A 22,546-nucleotide genomic window follows, 5' to 3' on the forward strand; every position below is an offset into this window, starting at 1 on the left:
TAGTCTGAAATGCTTATCAACTCACATAAACGATATGTTGCTCGTCATCATAGCTAAAATTGAGAACTATCTGGATTTGGCTTTCTTCAAGATGCAGCTTAGAAACCAAGTCAAACGTGCCGTTTTCGGCTTTTTCCGCAAAAATCTTTAACTGCTTTTCCAACATCACCCAAGCAACGTCATCCCTTGAGTCATCGAAATTATCGCCTGCTCTAGAAGTCGTCCGAAGCCAACGGAAATACACTAGTGAATTCGTTTTAATATCCACACGATCACCAGCGTCCGAGGCGACATAACGCAATTCATATAGGGAAAGCTGTTGTTTTAAATACACTTTCCACTGCTGCATAAACTGATCGAAATAGGGCAACACAAGTTCTCCAACTAAATAACATAATCCTTTCTATCTTATAGGTTCCTTGTACTTCTCGTAATCTGTTATCGTAAAGCTAACCGATTAAAGGACTTTTCATGAGCACTGAACAAACGATCCAGCCTTTTGAATACTGCGCTTCTAACGGAAAACGTAAGCAGCTTGCAGAACGTTTCACAGCTTACCTGAATACACGCGATACGGAAAAACATGCCTTCGTTGCCAACCTTAATGGCGGGTGGGGAACAGGGAAAACTTACTTTGTAGAAGAATGGCAAAAGCTTCTAAGAAAGCAGGATTATATCGCGATTAAAATAGATGCTTGGGAGTCGGATTATCTCAATGATCCTCTGTCTATTTTGGTAGCGGAAATACTGGAGCAAATCTATGAACAAGATAGCAGAGAGGATTTTACAGAAGCGGAAAAAAAGCTTACCAGAGGCGTTATAAGCCTTGGAAAAGCGATAGCGCCGTCAATTATAAAAGGGGCTCTTGCAACATGGGTGTGGGGGGAGGAAACCAATAAAGAATTGAAAGCCATTTTTGATAGCGCTGCCGACTCTCTAAATGACATAAGTACAAACAAGGCAATAACAAGCCATGGAGCCTTTGCAGATGAGGCATTTGGAAAACATAAACTTCACAAAAGCTTTGCTAAGCAGTTTAAAAAAGAGCTACAAAAGCTCTTAGGGCTCGTCAATAACAGTAAAGACGAACCAAAAGAAAAAACTTATATTTTTGTTGATGAGTTAGACCGTTGTAGACCAACCTATGCCATCGAAATGCTAGAAACGGTGAAGCACCTCTTCGATATTCCAAACGTTATCTTTGTGCTATCCACCGATACTGAACAGCTCGAACATTCAATCAAGGCTGTTTATGGGCAAGACTTTAATTCACGAGAGTACTTAAGCCGATTTTTTAACCAAAGAATGGTGTTGCCAGAACCTGATTTATTGGAGTTTATTAAGGCAGAAAAAGCCTTTGAAATAAAAGATTATGACTTCTCAAAACTAAAAACCTTCCCCCAGATCAGTCAAGCAGATCAACTTCAAGATGCATTTTGTATCTTCTGTGAACTCAATAAGCACAATTTAAGTTTACGTACAATTAAGCACTTAATAGACATTACAGAAGGCCTATTGACGGATCCAGAAGTGCTTAAATATCAGTTCTGTATCTATTTATTGCTAGCAGCTATATTTGGGGAGAACTTATATATCGGAACAATATATGATGGAGAGCAGGATAAACTAGCAGACAGCCGCGCAATTTTATATTCCTACAAAGTACCTTCTAACAGTAGTAAATACGCGAGAGAAATTTCTCAGGCGACAAAAAATCAAAAGATGTCCGATTTTCTGGCGCAAACTATTAATCACTTCCATATCTTTCAAAAAGAAAGCAGTGTGGCTGAACAAATTACTGGCTGGCCAATTTTTAAAGGATCTCGCGCAGATAGAAATCCTCGTATATTAAATATTTTTATAAGTGAATCAGACTGCCACAACCAATTTAACGCCATTCGCAGAAACTTAAATGCTGGAGATAAAAGCATATGCACACCTGATGAGATGATAGGTCTAGTCAGAAGAACTTCCACTTACTTCGAAAAGAGCTAAGCTTGTCGCTTAGCTCTTCCTTCTATTTTTCATCATTAAATTACTCCTGAATTCTCTAAATTAACGCCAAATCTAATTGACTACTTTTTGCACTAGGTATATTTTGGATACAAAATCCATTTTTACTTTTTGCTAGTAAAATCCTTCAACTTCTTAAAAAAGGTCGCGAATGATGGGTCGTTCTGTTTTAGATGTGAGTGTTTTCAACGGTATCATGCCGGCGCTGATGACGCCTTGTAAGGCGGATCGTACGCCAGATTTCGATAATTTGGTGAAGAAGGGTAAGGAGATGATCGCGGCGGGGATGTCGGCGGTGGTGTATTGCGGTTCTATGGGGGATTGGCCTTTGTTAACGGATGCCGAGCGCATGGAAGGGGTGGAGCGCTTAGTGAATGCAGGCATTCCTGTGGTGGTTGGCACGGGGGCGATTAATACCAAATCCGCGGTGGCCTTGGCGGCGCACGCGGAAAAAGTCGGTGCGGCGGGTTTGATGGTGATTCCTCGTGTGCTGTCTCGTGGCTCGGTGATTGCCGCACAGAAACATCATTTCAAGGCGATTTTAGCAGCCGCGCCGTCGATTCCAGCGATTATCTACAACAGCCCTGTGTATGGCTTTGAAACCCGCGCTGATTTGTTTTTTGCATTGCGAGCCGAGCACAAAAATCTGGTCGGTTTTAAAGAATTTGGCAGTAAAGAAGCCTTGCGCTACGCCGCGGAAAACATCACCTCCCAAGACGATGACGTTTTGCTGATGGTGGGTGTGGATACGGCGGTGTATCACGGTTTTGTTAAATGCGGCGCGGTGGGTGCCATCACCGGTATTGGCACGGCACTACCGAAGGAAGTGCTGTTACTCGCCAACTTATGTAAGTTAGCAGCAAAAGGCAACGCAGAGGCTCGCGTTCGAGCCCAAGAATTAGAAGAAGCCTTTTCCGTTCTGGCCAGTTTCGACGAAGGCCCAGAATTGGTATTGTTCTTCAAATATTTGCTTGTCTTAAACGGCGAAGAAGCGTATCGATTACACTTCAACGAAACGGACGAGCTTAACGCCGCGCAACGTCGTTACTGTGAAGAACAATATGCCCTCTTCAAAGACTGGTTTGCGGATTGGGCGACACAAGGTGGAGTAATAGATACATGCAAGTCATAGACAGTCATACGGAAGGTGAGCCAACCCGCGTTATTGTGTCTGGCGGGCCAGATTTAGGTTCTGGCTCATTGGCGGAACGCGCCAAGATATTAGCGACGGAACATAAAGATTTTTATCGTTCCGTGGTAGCCGAACCCTATGGGCAAGAAGCCATGGTTGGCGTGATGCTGGTTGAGCCCGTCGATCCAACCTGCGTAGCAGGGGTGATTTATTTCGATGCCGCAGCGGTTATCGGTATGTGTGGCCACGGCACCATTGGCGTGGCTGCAACCTTGGCCCACATGGGTAAAATTGGTATGGGTACTCATAAGATTGAGACGCCCGTTGGCGTGGTTGAAGTCACCTTGTCTGATGCCAATACAGTGACCGTGAAAAACGTCGCCAGTCATCGCTTGCACAAAGATGTAAGCTTAGAAATCGAAGGAATAGGTACAGTCTCTGGCGATGTGGCCTACGGTGGAAACTGGTTCTTTATCGTCGATAAAAGCCCTGTTCCTGTGGTTCCAAGTAATATTCGCAACCTCACTGACGTTTCGATCAAAATTCGTGAAGCCATTGAAGCAAAGCAATTAACAGGTACAGATGGCGGCATCATTGATCACATTGTTCTTTATGGACCAGCTTTGAACAAAAACGGCCACAGCCGTAACTTTGTTTTGTGTCCAGACAATGCTTATGATCGCTCCCCTTGTGGCACGGGAAGCTCCGCCCGTTTGGCGTGTCTAGCAGCGGATAATCGCCTTGCGCCCGGCGAAGAAATTATTCAAGAAAGTACCATTGGCAGTAGTTATCGTTTGAGCTATCAGCAAGTAACAAACGATTCCATTATTCCAAATATTACCGGACAAGCGTTTGTCACTAAAGAAGCCACGTTAATGATGAACCCCAACGACCCGTTGAAGAATGGCATTAGCTTGTCTTAATAGATTCTTCAAAGTCACAAAATAGCTTAGCGATAATGGGTGAAACCGAAATGGACAGTACAAAAAATCAGGATGTGATTGTAATTGGTGCCGGAATCATAGGCATTAGCATTGCATTAAAACTGCAATCCGAAGGCCGACAAGTGCTGGTGTTGGATCGAAAAGGCGTCGCTGCAGAAACCTCTGCGGGTAATGCTGGCGCCTTTGCTTTTGCCGATGTCATTCCGCTGGCAACACCTGGCATTATGCGCAAAGCACCAAAATGGTTAATCGACCCTCTTGGCCCCTTATCACTGCGACCGGCTTATGCACTGAAAATCCTTCCTTGGATGTTGCGTTTCTGGCGCGCCAGTTGGCAGGATAAATACCAAGCATCACTCGCGGCACAAGCCAGTTTAATGGCGGTTTCCAAGGCGGCGTTGGAGCGCCAAATCGACGCGGTAGGTGGCGAAGCCATGATCCGCCGAGAAGGGCAGTTGCAGCTGTATGAAGGCGAAGCAGAATTCAGTGCCAGTCTTGCCGGTTGGCAAACTCGACAAGCACACGGCGTCGTCTATGAGTTTTTACTTAGTTCAGAAGCCATCGCCAAAATCCAACCCGGCATTCACCCTAGATTCACCCATGCGGCCTTTACCCCAGAATGGATAAACGTCTGCGATCCTGCCCAATGGACTCAGCACTTAGCCAACGAGTTTGAAAAACGTGGCGGTAAAATCGTCATCGCGTCGATTCATTCCATTGATTTGAAAGACAATTCTGTCAATTTGAAAAGTGATTCGGCCGATTATGAAGCCAATCAAGTGGTAATTTGTGCTGGTGCTTGGTCAAAAATTTTAGCGCAATCTATTGGCGACAGTTTGCCATTGGATACCGAACGAGGGTACAACACGACACTGCCATCTGGTGCATTCGATTTAAAGACGCATATTACGTTTAGCAATCATGGCTTTGTGGTGACCAAAATAGGTGAAGGCGTACGTGTTGGCGGCGCGGTTGAACTAGGTGGATTGGACTTAAAACCCAACTTTCAACGGGCTGAAATCTTGCTTGATAAAGCGAAAACATTTTTACCTGGTTTAAAAATCGAAGACGGAAAACAATGGATGGGCTTTCGCCCTTCCATGCCTGATAGCCTTCCCGTGATTAGCTATTCAAGCCGATCTAAACGCGTTGTCTATGCTTTTGGACATGGACATTTAGGACTCACTCAATCGGCAGGAACCGCTGAACTTGTGGCTGCACTTGTTAGTAATGCCACACCAGAAATTGATCTTACGCCGTTTTCAGCCACTCGGTTTTAACCCTTTCTAATCTGCGCAAAAGCAGATTAAACGAGTGGCGTTTTTCTTCGAAACTATCGCCTACCTCATCAAAAACGCCACGCTTATTAATCTGCTATCAGCAATAAAGGCAACGTCAAGAATCTGAATAAAAATCGGTTTTGCAGGCCTGATGAGGAAATCACAACCGTACTCAGGCGCATGTCACGTATGGTGTCGGATAACGCCTCGTACCTCGTCTCATCCGACCTACATTTTTAGATGCACAGGGCGATTGGTTTTCGTAGTCGGCTCATCTGACAAGACTGACTACCGCCGAGCAGCGGTAATCCATTCAAGCACTTGAAGCTTGGTGTTTTCGATATGAGAGCGTAATTTATCGGCCGCGCCTTGCACATCCCCTTGTCTTGCCAACGCCAGTAGGTCACTGTGATCTTGTTGAGCACTTTGGGATTTGTTCAATTGGTCTATGTGCATGCTGACATAGCGATTGGATTGTAGGCTGGCACGCCCTAATAGATTACTTGTTAATTTTCTATCGGCGGCGGCATAAAGTGCACCATGAAATTTGGCATTTAATGGTCCCCATGCTGCAACATCACCACATTGATAAGATAATTCCATCTCTTTAAGAATGCTCTCACAACGCTCAAAATGCTCGGCTTGCATCAAGGGAATAGCACGAGTAAAAAGATCCACTTCGAGCATCATGCGCACATCAAAGATTTCGGCGATTTCATCTAGAGAATGCTTGGTGACGGTCGCGCCTCGATTGTTCGTAAAAACCACCAGCCCTTCGGCATCAAGGCGCTTCAATGCTTCACGAATGGGCATACGCGATACATCGTATTCTTCAGCCAACAGTTCTTGGCGAATCAGTTCCCCTTCCGCCAAATCACCAGACAAAATACGCTGACGTAAATCCGCCGCTATGACATCGGGTAAACTCTGACGAACAACCGCTCTTTTTGGCGCCAAACGACAACTCCTTCACAAGCTAAAATACAGGAAGATCAAGCTATTATACGCAAAAGCGCCGCTAACGTGAGGTTAGCGGCGCTTTTTTTATAGCTCTTGTCGTAGATTGTTTGAAACCGTTCGCCGTCTTAGAAAGTAAGATTACCTGTCACGCTGTAAGTACGGCCTAAGGCAGGGTAACGACCAACAGGGCTGGTATCAACGCCACGGAAGTAGTACTCCTTGTCGAATACGTTGTTGACCGCTACATCAATACTCAGCTTCGTTTTACCCGCTTCATAAAGATCTTTGCTGACGTTAAGGTTCCAGACCGTGTAAGAGGGTATTTTACCTAACGAACCACTCGCGTTTTCCTCTGTAGTATTCGCCGCATCCGAGAAAGCATCACTGTAGTAGTAACCAGACACCGTTGACTGGTAACCCGCTAAGTTGTAGCTTGCGTCCCAAGAGATTTGGTGTTTTGACGCGTCTATGAGCTCATTGCCTTTGTTATCGCCTTCTTCATAGGTCGCATCTAGGTAGGTATAAGCCAAACCTAAACTCAAGTCAGGCAAGGATTCTGGCCCATAGCGACCCGATACTTCAATACCTTGGTGAAGGGTTTTTCCAGCATTTTCAAAGGTTTGTTCGGTAGCAATCCATTCCAGTTGATCTTTGTAATCGATTCGATATAAGGCGACATTAAAAGCGTTTCGCCCATGAGTATAACGGGCGCCCACCTCATAATTCCATGATAGTTCACCATCTTTATTTCCATCACCACGAATGGAAGAAATCTGTGGTGCACGCAAAGATTTCTGCGCATTGGCGTACGACACCCAATCATCCGTCAAATTATAAGCAACCGTTAACCCAGGTAAAGCTTCGTTAATCTGATTACTTCTCTGCTCAGGATTTGTACCTATGTCTTGATAATTCATATGAACTGATTCAAAACGCACACCAGGTGTTACTTTCAAGCGGTTATTCATTAGACCAACTTCATCACTGACATAAGCAGCAACCGCCTCGGTATCCATTTTCCAATCACGTGGCACCGTTACCGCACCGCTTGAAATATCCGTTTGACGTAACTGATAATCGATGTCTTCGTTCACATAACGCATACCCACAATCAGGTTTTGCGTTACGCTTTCAGGCGATCCAAATGCCACCGACAATTTAGGCTCCACACCAAATACATTAAATTCGCGAGGCGAATTACGGATATCGGTAGAAGCAAATCTTGGATCAGACCAAGCAACGCCAGATGTACGGTTAAAGCCCCATACAAAATTACGTGTATCACGATGGCCAAAAGTTAATACCTCAAATTGCGCGGCATTGCCCCAATCTAAATCCTGTAAAAACTTCAAATGCCAACGTGTTGCATCGGCATTATAAGTATCATTCGTACGCTGAGACTGTGTTCTATCGGCTTGATACGCTTGAGTTGATAAGGCACCGGGCATTTCGGTATCAGCATCATAGCGTTGCACAAAGGCTTGCAGCTCTTGGGTGTCACTGATCAACCAGTCGGTTTTGATTTGGAAATTCTGGATATCGGTATCAGAGTGATCTCGAGCACTGTCACCATTTTGAGTATTAGCTTCAATCTGTATGGCAAAATCATCGTTTACCCAACCGCCAGTACGCAAATACAAGTCATTCAATGTATTACTACTGTGCTCAAATCCGGTGATGCGATTACTAACTTGCGACTCCCAGTCTTTTGGAATTGGCTTTGTCACAAGATTAATCACACCGCCAACGTTATTTGGACCATATTGCACTGCAGCGCCGCCACGAACCACATCGATACGCTCTAATGATGACAAAGTCGCCGGGAATACAGATTGTCCAGTATGACCATATGGCGCGAGCGTTAGCGGTACACCATCCATTAGAAACTGTGCTTGTCCACTTCGGCTTGCACTCAAACCTCGGACAGAAACGTTTGGCAATACACCCGTTCCCGTTTCATCTTGTACCTTAACACCAGGCACTTGTTGCAAAGCATCATCAATAGACTTAGCGGCAGTTTTAGTCATCTGTTCCGCTGAGATAACCGTTCGACTGCCAGCGTATTCTTTAACATCTGACTCTTTCGATTCCCCGATCACACTCGCGTTTACTGTAAGCGTCTTTAAATCCGTTGCTTCACTAGCTGCTTGGGCAGACAAGCCAAACATCATAGAGCAGGCCAAAATGGAATAGCGAAATACTGCGGTGTTTACTGAACATTTTTCTTGAATAGACATAGAACAAGTGCTTCCTTAACAACAAAATAATAAGGCGAGATGATTAAAGTTCGTAGCTGTAGCTGACCATGAACTCTGCGGGTGAACCGTAGCCAATGGAGTTGATACCGGAGGTACCATCGGTAGAGCCTAGAAAATATTTTTCATCAAAAATGTTGTAAGCATTAAATTGCACTTTATGCTTACCGGTTTGATAGGACGCCATGGCGTTCACTGTGGTGTAGTCGCCGAGGTCAACTGCTTCGTTGTTACCAGCGTAACGGTCACCAACGTATTTCACGCTGCCACCAAAGCGCCATGCATCGTTAAGCTGATACGTCGTGCCAAGGGAAATCAGCTGATCGGACACGTCGTTTGGTTTTTTACCTGTTTCTCGATCCTCTGCATCTAGATAGGTGTAACTAGCCGTTGCGCTTAATTGCTTCGTTAATTGTCCACGCGCTTCAAGTTCAAGCCCTCGGTGACGAGCTTCGATTTTGCTCGTAATGAAACCGCTGTTATTGGTTTGAGGCTGCTCTTGATCAATTTGGAACACGGCCGCATTTAGCATTAGGGCGTCATCAAGCAAGTAGGCTTTAACACCGACTTCTTTTAATTTCGTAGAGTAGAATTCGGCAAGCGTAGGACTAATGAAGCTACCACCGTACGGCAACTGCCAAGATTTAGCAAAAGTGGTATAGGCAGACATATTGTCTGTAAGACGATAAACCGCCCCAACACGATAGCTGGTCTTGTCATCGTCATTATTAGTCTTCAAGCCCGCAGCCGTCGTTTGATCTAAATCCATGTGGTCTTGGCGAATATTCCCAGTAAAGGACCAGTCGCCTAACGTAACGATATCTTGAATATACAAACCAAAGGTTTTGGTCGTATTTTCTCGAAAAGCAGGAAAGCCTGGGCTCGCAACGTTATCTGCAACAGGGTTATCAATACTTTTTGCAGGTAAACTCAGACTTCTTAGGTTCAAATCAATGTCTATTTGATTGTAATCCGCACCAAACAACAGTTGCTGATTGCCCACATCCCACTTTAATTCGGACTGAAGTGTCGCAGTGGTACGTGGATCATAGCCAAAATTGTTAACCGTTTGAGCCACAGTATTGGCACCCGTTACCGCTGCTGTAGTTTGTCGAGTGCCTTGTTGCTCCAATGTCACTCTTGTAAAAGCGACACGATTATTCCATGTCACATCAGGACCAAATTTAAGCTCATCATCTACTGCCACTCGAACGCTGTCAGACTCTTGGTAATCATTTTTACTACCAAAAAAAGTGTGACGAGAGACATCCACTGGCTTGCCATCTTTAGAGGGTATACCACGATAAGGCACTAGAGTTTGATGCATAACTTCAATGTCTAGGTTGACTGTATGATCATCCGATGGCTGAAACTGAAATGTTGGGGCAATAAAATAATCATCTGAATTGACATGATCGACAAAAGAATTCGCACGACGCACCTCCACATTCAAACGACCATTGATAGTGTCGGTTAATTTAGCTGACGTATCGATTGAACCTGTAAGCTTATCATTGCTGCCATAACCAGTAGATAAACGCGTAAATTCTTCACCATTAGCCCGTTTTGTCACTAGATTAATAATTCCGCCTGCGGAGCCTCGTCCGTACAAAGCACCAGCAGGCCCTTTGACCACTTCAACACGTTCTAGGTTTGCCAAGCTGCGGTAAGACTGCAAATTACCATCGTCACGTAAACCATCGCGGTAAATATCTTGTAGGGAATCAAAACCACGAATTACAAATTGATCTCGACTGCCTTCACCCAATGTATTGTTAACGCCAGCTACACCATCTAACGCATCGACTAGCTTAACTGCACCACGATCTTTCATTTCAGTGTCCGTGACAACAGATACAGACTGTGGAACATCTAGCCATTCAGCATCAGATTTGCTGCCAGATGTTGGTAACTCTTGGGCATAGCCCTTATAGCCTTGAACGGTCAAAGGTATCACTTTATCCAGCGTAGAATCAGAGAGAACGTCAACATTATCTTCTTGCGCGAAAGCAGAAAAAGAAGTGAAAGAAATAGCAACAACCAAAGGCGTCAAAATGAAAGATTTCATGCTCATTATTTTTTCCATAAATATTACGCATTCGAATAAAACGCGATAGACAAGTAAATTTACACATATTTACTTTTGATAATGAGAACACATATCATTTATATTTACAATAAGAAATGATTTGTTGCGTTTTGCGCAATGATTAATAGCAAAACCACCTCATAAAAAAATGTAGAAACAAACAGTTATAGTGAGATTATCTTTAAATTTTAATGTAAATAATTCTCATTAGTGTTTACAAGTCGGTATTTTTCTGTAGCATTCAGCTCGCTCAAGTCGCCGAAAGATGGGCAGGTAATCAGAGAGTAGCGTGATCTCTGTGTCACGCTCTCTATATTATTCGTTTGTAAGAAAAGGAGTCCGCACTAATGAAAAGTATTATTATCATTAGCCATGTTGTTAACGATGCCGTCACTCATGGCTTTGTACCTGCCGCTAAGGCTTTCGATGGTATGACGGTATTAATTACCGATCACAAATTTGACCACCTCCAGCTTGCCGCTGAAGACAGCAATTTCGCCCCAGATCTTATTTTAGAGTGCGATGTTTTTAACCCACTTGATATCATTGACACGATTGCTAGCCAAGGGCTCGACCCTCATATTGTATTTAGCAATAGTGACCACTTACAAACATCAGCAGCTATTGTTGCGGACTTTTTTCACTTACCGGCTAAGCCTTGGCAGACATGCTTAAAAGCCAAGAATAAACAGCTGACGCGCCAACATTTAGACATTCTTGGGCTACCGAGTGTCTCTAATTGGCTTTTAACATCGCACAGCGCCTTGCCGACCAATTTAACCTTCCCGCTGGTTGCAAAACCAAAAGAAGGGGTCGCTAGCATGGATGTCACACTTTGCAATAATACCGAAGAACTAAAAGACTATTGCAAACACTATTGGCAAACACACTCAGATACAGCTATTTTGCTTGAAAGCTTCATCGAAGGGCCATTGATTACCATTGAAACACTAGGTGACGGCAAACACTTGATTCCTGTGGGTGGATTCGATGTATCACTAAGCCGACCCCCACACTTTATTGAAACTGCGGCAAGCTGGAATGGCCCATTGAGTCAGCAATATCAAGCCGATTGCTTAGCACAACTTGCGGCCTTTGGTGTTGGTTTTGGCGTCTGCCACAGCGAGTTCATTATCAGCCCAAATGGCCCGATTTTAGTGGAAATCAATTACCGCAGCATTGGCGATGGTCGTGAGTTCTTACTGGATAGCCTAGCGCCATACTCTTGGTTCGAAACCATACTTAAACTTCACCAAGGGGCCCCGGTTCCAGATCATGCCGTTATTAATGGATCTGCTCATATTCACTATGTGGTTGCGGAGCAAAGCGGCATCGTTTCAGGCCAACCAGAATCCTTCCAACGCCAGCAAGGCGACATTCAAATACAATACAAGGTACTAAAAAAAGCAGGGGATTTGCTTACGTTAAGCCACTCTAATAGAGACTACTTAGCACGCTTGTCGCTGTCATCGACCTCTGGCAAATCCTTATCTAGTGCACTTGAAACCACACTAAATAATATTCATGTTAGCTTAGAAAAGGAGGCCGTAGCATGACATATGATCATCGCAATACTTACTTAACCCAACGGCTAATTGATACCTGCCTGAGAGAAAACCTATTTTCTTTAGTTTCCTCTGGGGACATTGTGAGTCAACTACCAGGCCAACTTCTCAATGTCTTTTTAGAAAGACCAAGTGACCAAACTTGGCTTGTTATGGGCACAGATCTAAGCAGAATCTACCTGCCTGTCGTAGCAACAGATTACATGCAAGTCTGGCGTTATACAGGTGATGCTTGGATAGAAGAAAGCACCGAGTGTGTCGACCTCAAACAAACCTATCAAGATTGGATTCATTGGCTCAAAAAAGGCCGCTCAGCAGACTCAATAGAATTGCTAGATCATTATTTGCAAGAGCTGGACTGTGCGGCAGAGCAGGGCGCTCTTTGCCAACAGGCTTTTGAAGCGCATCAACATCGTCTAATACAGCCGATTGCGAGCATAAAATCGTGGTATGAAAAAGCGTTATTAGCGGATCAAATTGCCTCTTATTTAGATCATCCTTACTACCCTAGCGCCCGTGCCAAATTTGGTTTTAGCGAACAAGACTTAAAAAACTACGCCCCCGAATTTTCTCCAAGCTTTTCTCTTAACTGGATTGCCATTGATAACAAAAGCGTCACACTCACTAGCGCGCCGCCCGCTTGCTGGCCAAGTCTGGAAGATGTTGGTTTAACTGGCCTTGAGAACTGTGTACTGTTTCCTGTTCATCCAATGACCTTTGCAACCTTAGACGACTTACCCGATGGCATAATAAAAGCCCCCAAAGCATTTCTTGAGGTGACTCCTACGCTGTCTGTTCGAACTGTAAGTGTAAGTCTAATGCCACACATCCACATTAAAGTGCCACTCATGATGCGGACACTCGGCAGCAAAAACATTCGACTTGTTAAACCTTCAACCATGTACGATGGCCATTGGTTTGAAAAGCTATTAACTCACTTATCTAGCCTTGATGCCGAACTCTCAGGCCTCTACACCCATTGCCAAGAAGAGCACGGTGGGCATATGGGCGACAACGCGCTATTCACCTACATTGTTCGCCAATACCCAACCCAAGAAATCGCCGATAAAACCTTGATTCCAGTTGCCGCACTGGCCGCGCCCATGCCCGACCAACGGTTATTTTTAGAGCACTTAGCTGATCAATACTATCAATCCGATGTCCTCACTTGGTTTACGGATTATGTCGCGCTACTCAACCGTATCCACCTTACACTATGGTTACGTTATGGCATCGCCCTAGAGAGTAATCAGCAAAATGCTATCTTGGCTTTCGATCCCGATGGCAATATGACCATGGTAATGAAGGACAACGATGCAGCGAGAGTTTGGCCAGAGCGATTCCATCCCTTTGAGATGGCAGCGCCCGTAGCTTGCAGCGACCTATTAGACAAGCGAATTCTCGTGGAAGACGAGCTCGCTTTAGGACAGATGTATAGTACCATTACCTTACAGCTTGATATGGCCGCAATCGTTGAAGCCATGGGGAAAGCGGGCATTGCGCAGCCAAGCGCCTTATATAAAATTATCCAGCAATCTATCGATCTTACTTTAACTCACCTAGAGCAAACCGGCTGTGCTACGGCATTTGCTAGACAACTATTGCTAGAAGACGACATGCTTTATGCAAAATATCTTCTCAGTTCTGGCAGCCTGCTGTCTAAACAAACCTCAGGCGCAGCGGACATCAATAAATTTTATGGAAAAACGGCTCCTAACTTTCTCAAACACAGCCAACCGCTCACTGGATCGCTAGAGCAATTCCATACAGAAAAAATGATATATATGAAAAAGGATACAGAATGTCCGTCAATAGGCTAATCTACAGCGTATTATTCTGTCACTTTATCGCTTCGATGGCGGCATTAGGAATGCCGCTGTTTTTACCTTATGTGTTGCCAACACTGAATGGTCATAACGCTATCGAGTGGGCAGGGGCGCTTTTTATTCTGCCGACTTTATGTACCGCTTTAGCGGCTCGTTTTTGGGGGTGCTTTGCAGATAAATACGGCAGGCGCTTGTCTTTACTACGCGCTCAGATTGGCTTGTCTTTGGGTTTTTTCCTGTGTGGTATAGCCGACAACATGACAACCTTTGTTCTTGGGCTAATAGTTCAAGGTGCATTTGGTGGTGCCATGGCGGCGTCAAATGGCTATTTGGCTACTCAGATCAAAGAAAGGTGCTTGTTAAGTAAAACTCTCAATAAAACCCAACTCTCTGCTCGGCTTGCACTGGTGGTAGCGCCCATTAGTTTAGGCGGTGTTTTGGCGTATATTCGCCCATTAGACGCTTACCTTTACCTCGCAGCGCTACCATTAATCGCGTTTATGCTGACGCTCATGTTGCCTAAAGATACGTCTAAGGCAGAATTATCAATAGCAACACAAACCGAGCCAAACGATGCAAAACTCTCTGGCGCATCCGTCCAACTAGTGTCTTTGCGGCCACTCTATGTATTGCAGTTTTTGTTTGCCTTCGCCATGGTCGTGACCTTTCCCTATTTTGCGGTCTTTGCTCATTCTCGTGGCATAGACAGTCAAATGTGGATCGGCTTTTTATACGCTTTACCACACTTGGTGTACTTGCTCATTGCAGGGAAGATTCATCTTATCCAGCAAACGACGCAGCGTACTATTGCCATAGGTTTCAGTACCTTAGCTATCGCCTGTTTACTGCATCTGCTTCCCAACATTGTCGGCATAGTTTTAGCTCGCATTTTGTTTGGTCTCGCCATGGTGTTTTGTTTTCACGGCCTACATAAAAAACTTACAGAAAGTTTCGACCCTAACGCCAGTGGAAAAGTGTTTGCCTCCTTTGATGCCATGTCAAAATGGGGCGGTGTATTGGCTGGGTTGAGCGCGGCTTTTTTAACAACGGCCAGCCAAGTCTCAGACAATATCGTCAGTCGCTATTTAGATGAAAGCACAGCCACATTCCTACTTGCGGCAGCGGTCAGCCTGCTTGCTTTGGTGTTATCGCAAACACGCTTAAAACCCTCCGCACTTGAGCATAATCAGGTTGAATCAACGTCTAGCCATCCCTCTTCAGTAAAAGGAGTTAACTTTCGATGAATGCTCTTAATAACGCGTCTCAGGCGCTCAACTACGAACAAGTACAACGTCAATCCATCACTGGTGTCTTAAATTGTTATTTACGTGAATACGCGATTCCTCATCATCAGGTGTCGTGGCAAGCCAAAGACGCCACATTGCCATTAACCATTCGTCGATTTTCTGCAAATCCTATTCTGCTGATTGAGTTTCCCGAGCTGAAAGCCAAAATGGCGATAAAAGTTATGTACATTAGTGCTATTGGCAAAGCCCAGTTCATGGGCAGTCCTTGGCTAAAGTGTTCAGCCCATAGTTGGAAGCCGCTTAATGCCGAAAGCTCCTTGCAATGGCTATTACATTCTTTGAGTGTGGCCTTGGATATCGACTTTAACCAAGAGTTAATGGCGCAATTAAAAAATAGCCTATCCATTACGGAACGGTTTATTGAAGCTGACTTGCCAAACACAACTCAGGCCAATCTTTTACGTAATGCTTTCATCGATTCAGAACAATCCTTGTTGTGGGGCCATGCTTTTCACCCGACACCAAAAAGTCGTACTGGTGTACCCATAGATGAAATACAAGCCTGTTCACCAGAAGTCGGCGCCAGTGTTTCTTTGTATTGGTTCAAAGTACAACGAGCCTTGTTTATTACTCAAGGACTAACAAGCAAAGAAAACCAACCACTTAGCGCGTTAGAAGTGCTGCAACCCGAACAAGAAACGATTCAACCTCGTCAAGGTAAGAAAGATTATATTCTGTACCCATGTCACCCTTGGGAAGCCCATACTCTGTTAGCCAATCCCTTGATCCAACAAGCCATTGCAAGCAAGCAAATTGTTCCCTTAGGGCAAGGTGGAGAAACGCTGTTCCCGACTTCTTCAGTTAGAACCTTGTACCATCCGGATCTACCTTGGTTTACCAAGTTTTCCATCAATGTTCGGCTTACTAACTGCATTCGTAAAAATGCTTGGTACGAATTAGACAGTGCAGTACAACTGACGCAGATTCTCAAACCCATTCGCGATAAGGAACAGTTGTGCAACCCGCTATTCAAAGTGATGGTCGAGCCTTTCGCTACCACCATTGACCTTTCTTCACTTGCCACGCCAGAGCAAGACGAGCAGGTAATTCAAGCAAAGGAGTCATTCGGGATTTTATATCGAGAGAACTTCCAGCAAGCGGAAATTGACATCGTTAAACCCACTCTTGCTGCGGCGTTATTTGCTTATGACAAGCAAGGTAACAGCCAGATCGCTAAACGCATCAAGACCAAAGCTCAGCAGGCCAATCAATCTTATCAAGCGATTGCGTGTCTTTGGTTTGAGCATTATGCCACCAGCCTAGTACCAGGCGTGTTCAACTACTTTTTCAAGCACGGCGTGGTGTTCGAACCACATCTACAAAATACCTTAATAGGCTTTGACGAAGGATTGCCGTGCTGTGTTTATATTCGCGACCTAGAAGGCACCAAACTGTTACCAGAACATTGGCCGATAGAGAAACTGTCCTCACTGTCCGAGCGTGCACGCCAATCCGTCTATTACTCACGAGACGATGGCTGGAACCGTATTGGCTACTGCACTTTAATCAACAACCTCAGTGAAACTATTTTCTATCTTGCCAACGGTGACCTCAGTCTTGAAAACCAGCTATGGAGCCGATTGTTAAACCAGCTTCAAAAATGGCAAACCATTAATGGCGAGCAACCCGAGATCCAAGCACTTATTAACGGTGGCAGTATCCCTAGCAAAAACAACTTCACCACACGATTAATGAAAAAGGCGGACAGAGAATCCAACTACACTCAGATTCATTCGCCTTGGCAAACGAACAAGCAACAGCAAGAGGCGACACACAATGGACAGTAAAATGCTTTCACCCGAGTTGGAAACACACATTCATCAACTCGCGGCGCGAGAACCAGACGATCCGCTATGCGCCTATTTATACGACTTAGACTCACTCAAACACCGCATCAAAAACATGGTGTCTGTGTTACCCAATAATGTGTCTTTGTTTTACGCCGCCAAAGCCAACCCTATACCAGAGATACTGGCAACGCTGGCACCTTATGTTGCTGGATTTGAAGCCGCTTCTGGAGGTGAATTACTTCATTTAGCGGAGCAAAATACCCAAAAGCCACTGATCTTCGGCGGACCTGGAAAGCTCAATAGCGAGCTAAAAACCGCCCTTGAGTTAGGTGTCGATGCCATTCACGTAGAAAGCATCACCGAATTGAATCGACTGGAAGTGCTGGCCCGCTCTCTTGATGTGATCGCGCCTGTTTATCTTCGGATGAACATAGATATTGGCGACATCACGCTGAGCAAACTCGCCATGGGGGGGAAACCAACACCGTTTGGATTAGATGAAGAAGATCTTGATAGCGCATTAAACATCATAAAAGCAGCTGATCAACTGACACTCAAGGGATTCCATTTCCACTTAATGTCTCACCAATTAGAGACAGATCGCCACATCGCGCTGATCAAACGCTACTTTGATATGGTCAAACAGTGGCAAGCCTTGTATCAACTGGGTAGCCTAAACATCAACTTAGGCGGCGGCATGGGCATTAATTATATTGAGCCAGGGAAAGATTTTGATTGGCCAGTCTTTTGCCAGCAGCTTAATCAGTTGATAGTACAAGAGGGAATGGAAACAACCCAGTTACGCTTTGAATGTGGTCGTTTTATCAGTGCACCTTGTGGTTATTATGCAATGGAAGTTATTGATATTAAAAAGAACTTAGGGGAGTACTTCGCAATTTGCCGTGGTGGCACTCATCATTTTAGAACCCCAGCAGCACAATCGCATAACCATCCCTTTGTTGTGATACCAAGCCGAAAAGCAGCTAACACCACTCTCGAAACCAGCGAGCAACAAAATCTCCGCCTAGAAAATCAAGCTATTAGCATCGTAGGGCAACTTTGCACGCCAAAAGATGTACTTGCTAGACAACAACCCGTAAAGCAGTTGCAGATTGGTGATTACGTTGTCTTCACCCTAGCAGGCGCTTACGCGTGGAATATTTCTCACCAAGCATTTCTAATGCACCCTGAACCTAAGTTCTATTTCTTCTAATCAAAAATAACGCTCTTATTTGATTGCTTGTAGCTTATCAATAAGAGCGTTTTTCAATGGTAATCAGCACTCTTTTGGTTTACTTACCATATAGAACATTGTACAAATCTTTCGCTATCCCTTCTGCGGCCATCATGCCGCGATTCAAAGACCATAGCTCAGGTGAAACTTTGATGGCCTGCTGCTTCTTAACCGCGGACAACAACTGAAATAAAGGCACATTACGCCAATCATCCAATACCGTTTTATCGCCATAAGTTCCCATCAATAACCAGTCAGGATTCACCTGCAACAAAAGCTCCAAACTTGCTGGGATATAGGGCGTGTCTAATTGATTTTTGATCGTGCTGGGAAAACCGAGTGCCGTTAACACACTACCAGCGTAAGAATTAGGGCCGTGTAGCCACATGCCACGTGAGCTTACGATAGCAAACTGAACACTCCCCAGGTTTTCCTTTTGTTCTAGGGTTTTTCTATATTTTGCCATCGTTGCTCTGTGCTGCTGAATTCTTTGCTGCATTTGTGTGTTTTTATTCACAATAATGCCAATTTTAGCCGCTGCTTCTAGGTTCTCTTCATAGGTTTCACCACGACTTTTCAGCAACAATGTTGGGGCAATGCGAGACAAACTGTCATACGCTGCAGCATGACGTTCAAAGTCCGCAATAATAAGGTCTGGGTGTAAATCAGCGATATTTTCCATGTTTGGTTGCGAACGCATGCCTAATGACGTCCATGGTTTTAGCTTAGCTTTCACTTCAGGTAGCAAGATATTCGGGTTGTTATCGTCAGCGATACCGACAGGAGAAATACCAACGACCGCAAGCGCATCCACAAAAGACAGTTCTAGCACAACAATGCGTTTAGGCGCGTAGGGGAGAGTAAAAGAACCCTTTTCATCTTGAATACTTGGGTAAGCCCAAGAAGACACTGACAATAAAAAAGAAAATACGTAAATAAAGACATGGCGAACCAACATAATAAGCGCTCTTTTTTTAGGAATACTACATCATATTTCAAAAGAGAATGGCTATCAATTTCACTTATAGATTGTCGGTTAAGTCGGTCATATTACAATGTATCACCCCCTCCAGCCTCACCACTCTATCCATACCCTTGTTTATAAAGACCAAAACAAGATGAATGTTTGAAAAATATCAAACATTGAATTGATAGCTTCTCATTTTTCAAACTGTGGCCATTGCCTACTATCGATTGGTATTAAAAGTGCTAAGTTAATAACACGCAGCACTGACAAATTATCCTCCTTAGCCAAGTCTGGAGTCTTTATGAAAGCAATACTATCTCAGGCCACTTTGTTGAAAAGCCAATCTTATATTGGCGGCGAGTGGGTCGCGGCCAAGTCTGGTAAGACGTTCGCGATAACCAACCCAGCCAATGGCGAGCACATCATTGATGTAGCCGATTTGGGCGCAGAAGAGACAACGCTGGCGGTTGAGGCCGCTGAAAAAGCCCAGAAAGAATGGCAAGGCCGTACCGCGAAAGAACGTGCGACATTATTGCGTCGTTGGAACCAACTCATTTTAGACAACCAAAACGACTTGGCGACCTTGATGACATTAGAGCAAGGCAAGCCTTTTGCTGAAGCAAAAGGTGAAGTGGCTTACGGTGCGTCTTTTATTGATTGGTTTGCGGACGAAGCGCGTCGTTTAAATGGTGATGTGATTCCGACGTTCGCTAAAGACAAACGTATTTTGACCATCAAACAGCCGATTGGTGTGGTGGCGGCGATTACACCATGGAACTTCCCCATTGCAATGATCACGCGTAAAGCGGGCCCTGCACTGGCCGCAGGTTGTGCGATTGTGATCAAGCCGTCAGATGAAACGCCTTTGTGTGCTTTGGCTCTGGCTGAACTTGCGCATCAAGCAGGCATTCCAGCGGGCGTATTGAACGTGGTGGTCGGTAAAGACGCAAAAGCCATTGGTGGCGTATTAACAGGTCATCCAACGGTTCGTAAGTTGTCTTTCACGGGCTCGACGCCTGTAGGCAAATTGTTACTGTCTCAGTGCGCACAAACGGTGAAACGCACGTCGATGGAATTGGGCGGCAACGCACCTTTCATCGTGTTTGATGATGCCGACCTAGACGCCGCGGTCGAAGGCGCGATCGCCTCTAAATACCGCAATGCAGGCCAGACCTGTGTGTGTGCAAACCGTATTTTAGTACAAGAAGGCGTGTACGATGCGTTCGCAGAGAAGCTTGCTAAGCGTGTTGCTACTTTCAAAACAGGCGATGGTTTTGCTGAAGGCGTGAACATTGGTCCGCTAATCAATCCAGCGGCGATTAGCAAAGTGGAACAACTGGTTGGCGATGCTATGGCAAAAGGCGCGAAGGCGCTTATCGGTGGATCAAAAGCCTCTGCGGCTGGCGCTCAGTTCTTCGAACCGACTATTTTGACTGGTGTGACGGAAGACATGGACATTTTCTCTAACGAGATTTTTGGCCCGGTTGCGCCTTTGTTCAAATTTACAACCGAAGAAGAAGCGGTTGCGATGGCAAACAATACCCCATTTGGCTTGGCATCTTATTTCTATTCCCAAAATATCGCTCGCATCTGGCGTGTTTCTGAAGCCTTGGAATACGGCATGGTGGGGATTAACGAAGGTATTATTTCCAGTGAAGTCGCGCCGTTCGGCGGTGTAAAAGAGTCGGGTAGCGGCCGTGAAGGTTCCCAGTACGGCATCGACGAATACGTTGAAATCAAATACTTGTGCATGGGCGGCTTGGCGTAAGGTTTTACCTCACACAACCTCTCTTATATCGATTAACAAGCGGAGCAACCGCGCCGCTTCATGTGCATAGAGCTTGCTCTCATTAAGGTAACAGACAAAATGAAAAACGCAGATATACAAAAACGCAAAGAAAGTGCGATCGCTCGCGGTCAAGCAAACATGGCTCCGGTTTATGTTGACCGTGCCTTAAACGCTGAAATTTGGGATGTTGAAGGCAAGCGTTATATTGACTTTGGTGCCGGTATTGCTGTGGTAAACACAGGCCATAACCACCCGAAAGTGAAAGCAGCAACCATCGCGCAAATCGAACGCTTTACTCACACTTGTGTCATGGTCAGTCCATACGAATCAGCAGTGGCTTTGGCAGAAAAGTTAAACGCAGCGGCACCAGGTAACACACCGAAGAAATCTATCTTCGTTACCACAGGCGCAGAAGCGGTAGAAAACTGCGTGAAGATTGCCCGTGCCCACACGGGTCGTCCTGGTATTATCGCGTTTAACGGTGGCTATCATGGTCGTACTAACATGACCATGGGTCTGACTGGTAAAGTGAACCCTTACAAAATTGGTTTTGGTCCTTTCCCAAGCGACATTTTCCATGTCCCTTACCCAAATGACTATTTAGGTATCACCGAAGAGCAAGCGCTTGCTGACCTGCAATTGCGCTTTACTTGTGACATCGAGCCATCTCGCGTGGCAGCCATCATCATCGAGCCAGTACAAGGTGAGGGTGGTTTCTACAAGGCTTCTACTAGCTTCCTACAGAAACTTCGTAAGCTATGTGATGACCACGGTATGCTGCTCATTCTTGACGAAATTCAGTCTGGCTTTGCACGCACAGGCACCATGTTCTGCCACGAACAAGCCGGTATCGAAGCGGACCTTATGACCACCGCAAAAGGCATCGCTGGTGGCGTACCGTTAGCTGCTGTTGTGGGTAAAGCCGATATCATGGATGCACCGATTCCTGGTGGTCTAGGTGGCACTTACGGTGGCTCTCCTGTTGGCTGTGCCGCTGGCCTTGCGGTATTCGAAGTCATTGAAGAAGAAAAGTTATGTGAGCGTGCCACACAGATCGGTACACGCTTTGTTGAGCACCTAACAGCATTGCAAGCGGAATTCCCGAACGTTATCGGTGATGTGCGTAACTCTGGCGCCATGATTGCTGTGGAATTCGTTCACGACGGTGATGTTAACAAACCTTATCCTGAACTGGCTAAAAAGCTGTCAGGCAAAGCGTCTGAAAATGGTCTAGTGCTTTTGTCTTGTGGTATTCGCGGTAACGTTATCCGTTTCCTACCAGCGTTGACGATTGAAATGGAACTGATCGACGAAGGTATGGAGATTTTCAAACGCTGCTTTAAAGCGTTGGTTTAAGCTGAAATAATATCGAGTAGGGTGAGGCGTTACCGCCTC

Annotated in this window: 16 protein-coding genes; 11 read left to right on the top strand and 5 right to left on the bottom strand. The window is 45.2% G+C overall.

Annotated elements, in window-relative coordinates:
• Positions 1 to 16: 16 nt before the first annotated feature.
• Complete coding sequence (locus DKT73_RS19180; RefSeq protein WP_232827937.1) at positions 17 to 373, bottom strand: hypothetical protein; 357 nt, start codon at positions 371 to 373, stop codon at positions 17 to 19.
• Positions 374 to 471: 98 nt separating this feature from the next.
• Between DKT73_RS19180 and DKT73_RS19185 the strand changes: the two genes are divergently transcribed.
• The 4 genes from DKT73_RS19185 to DKT73_RS19200 all read left to right on the top strand — a co-directional run bounded on the left by DKT73_RS19185 (position 472) and on the right by DKT73_RS19200 (position 5,369).
• Entirely contained in the window at positions 472 to 1,995 is a 1,524-nt protein-coding gene (locus tag DKT73_RS19185) for a KAP family P-loop NTPase fold protein (protein WP_111640128.1), read from the top strand.
• 169 nt (positions 1,996 to 2,164) lie between these two features.
• The gene (locus DKT73_RS19190; protein WP_232827938.1) at positions 2,165 to 3,145 is read left to right on the top strand and encodes a dihydrodipicolinate synthase family protein; all 981 of its coding nucleotides are present in this window, start codon (positions 2,165 to 2,167) and stop codon (positions 3,143 to 3,145) included.
• Positions 3,133 to 4,068 carry a 4-hydroxyproline epimerase gene (locus DKT73_RS19195; protein ID WP_111640130.1) on the top strand — a complete coding sequence of 312 codons (936 nt, stop codon included), beginning with the start codon at positions 3,133 to 3,135 and terminating at the stop codon, positions 4,066 to 4,068. Before DKT73_RS19190 ends, DKT73_RS19195 begins: the two co-directional genes overlap by 13 nt.
• A gap of 50 nt (positions 4,069 to 4,118) precedes the next feature.
• Positions 4,119 to 5,369 carry an NAD(P)/FAD-dependent oxidoreductase gene (locus tag DKT73_RS19200; RefSeq protein WP_111640145.1) on the top strand — a complete coding sequence of 417 codons (1,251 nt, stop codon included), beginning with the start codon at positions 4,119 to 4,121 and terminating at the stop codon, positions 5,367 to 5,369.
• Between the two features lie 288 nt (positions 5,370 to 5,657).
• Here the strand turns inward: DKT73_RS19200 and DKT73_RS19205 are convergent, their stop codons facing one another.
• The 3 genes from DKT73_RS19205 to DKT73_RS19215 form a co-directional block, all read right to left on the bottom strand.
• The gene (locus tag DKT73_RS19205; protein WP_111640131.1) at positions 5,658 to 6,326 is read right to left on the bottom strand and encodes a GntR family transcriptional regulator; all 669 of its coding nucleotides are present in this window, start codon (positions 6,324 to 6,326) and stop codon (positions 5,658 to 5,660) included.
• Between the two features lie 128 nt (positions 6,327 to 6,454).
• Positions 6,455 to 8,566, bottom strand: coding sequence for a TonB-dependent receptor family protein (locus tag DKT73_RS19210; protein ID WP_111640132.1), 2,112 nt, complete (start codon positions 8,564 to 8,566; stop codon positions 6,455 to 6,457).
• A gap of 43 nt (positions 8,567 to 8,609) precedes the next feature.
• Positions 8,610 to 10,658 carry a TonB-dependent receptor gene (locus DKT73_RS19215; RefSeq protein WP_111640133.1) on the bottom strand — a complete coding sequence of 683 codons (2,049 nt, stop codon included), beginning with the start codon at positions 10,656 to 10,658 and terminating at the stop codon, positions 8,610 to 8,612.
• Between the two features lie 362 nt (positions 10,659 to 11,020).
• Here DKT73_RS19215 and DKT73_RS19220 point away from each other — a divergent pair, with 362 nt between their 5' ends.
• From DKT73_RS19220 to DKT73_RS19240, 5 genes are read left to right on the top strand one after another with little or no spacing between them, the layout of a single operon-like run.
• Positions 11,021 to 12,229: an ATP-grasp domain-containing protein gene (locus DKT73_RS19220; protein ID WP_111640134.1), complete on the top strand. Its 1,209-nt coding sequence runs from the start codon at positions 11,021 to 11,023 to the stop codon at positions 12,227 to 12,229.
• Entirely contained in the window at positions 12,226 to 14,058 is a 1,833-nt protein-coding gene (locus tag DKT73_RS19225; protein WP_111640135.1) for an IucA/IucC family protein, read from the top strand. The genes DKT73_RS19220 and DKT73_RS19225 overlap by 4 nt, the downstream gene beginning before the upstream one ends.
• Positions 14,040 to 15,308 carry an MFS transporter gene (locus DKT73_RS19230; RefSeq protein WP_111640136.1) on the top strand — a complete coding sequence of 423 codons (1,269 nt, stop codon included), beginning with the start codon at positions 14,040 to 14,042 and terminating at the stop codon, positions 15,306 to 15,308. Before DKT73_RS19225 ends, DKT73_RS19230 begins: the two co-directional genes overlap by 19 nt.
• A complete protein-coding gene (locus DKT73_RS19235) occupies positions 15,305 to 17,158 on the top strand; it encodes an IucA/IucC family protein (RefSeq protein WP_111640137.1) in 1,854 nt (617 codons plus the stop codon). Before DKT73_RS19230 ends, DKT73_RS19235 begins: the two co-directional genes overlap by 4 nt.
• A complete protein-coding gene (locus DKT73_RS19240; RefSeq protein WP_111640138.1) occupies positions 17,148 to 18,374 on the top strand; it encodes a type III PLP-dependent enzyme in 1,227 nt (408 codons plus the stop codon). The genes DKT73_RS19235 and DKT73_RS19240 overlap by 11 nt, the downstream gene beginning before the upstream one ends.
• Positions 18,375 to 18,453: 79 nt before the next feature.
• Here the strand turns inward: DKT73_RS19240 and DKT73_RS19245 are convergent, their stop codons facing one another.
• Entirely contained in the window at positions 18,454 to 19,353 is a 900-nt protein-coding gene (locus DKT73_RS19245) for a Fe(3+) dicitrate ABC transporter substrate-binding protein (protein ID WP_111640139.1), read from the bottom strand.
• Between the two features lie 310 nt (positions 19,354 to 19,663).
• Here DKT73_RS19245 and DKT73_RS19250 point away from each other — a divergent pair, with 310 nt between their 5' ends.
• Together DKT73_RS19250 and gabT are read left to right on the top strand one after the other, a co-directional pair.
• On the top strand, positions 19,664 to 21,130 hold the full coding sequence (locus DKT73_RS19250) for an NAD-dependent succinate-semialdehyde dehydrogenase (protein ID WP_111640140.1): 1,467 nt from the start codon (positions 19,664 to 19,666) through the stop codon (positions 21,128 to 21,130).
• Positions 21,131 to 21,229: 99 nt separating this feature from the next.
• The gene (gene gabT / locus DKT73_RS19255) at positions 21,230 to 22,507 is read left to right on the top strand and encodes a 4-aminobutyrate--2-oxoglutarate transaminase (RefSeq protein ID WP_111640141.1); all 1,278 of its coding nucleotides are present in this window, start codon (positions 21,230 to 21,232) and stop codon (positions 22,505 to 22,507) included.
• The last annotated feature ends 39 nt before the right edge of the window (positions 22,508 to 22,546 follow it).

This window comes from Marinomonas shanghaiensis (assembly GCF_003259175.1).
Lineage (GTDB): Bacteria > Pseudomonadota > Gammaproteobacteria > Pseudomonadales > Marinomonadaceae > Marinomonas > Marinomonas shanghaiensis.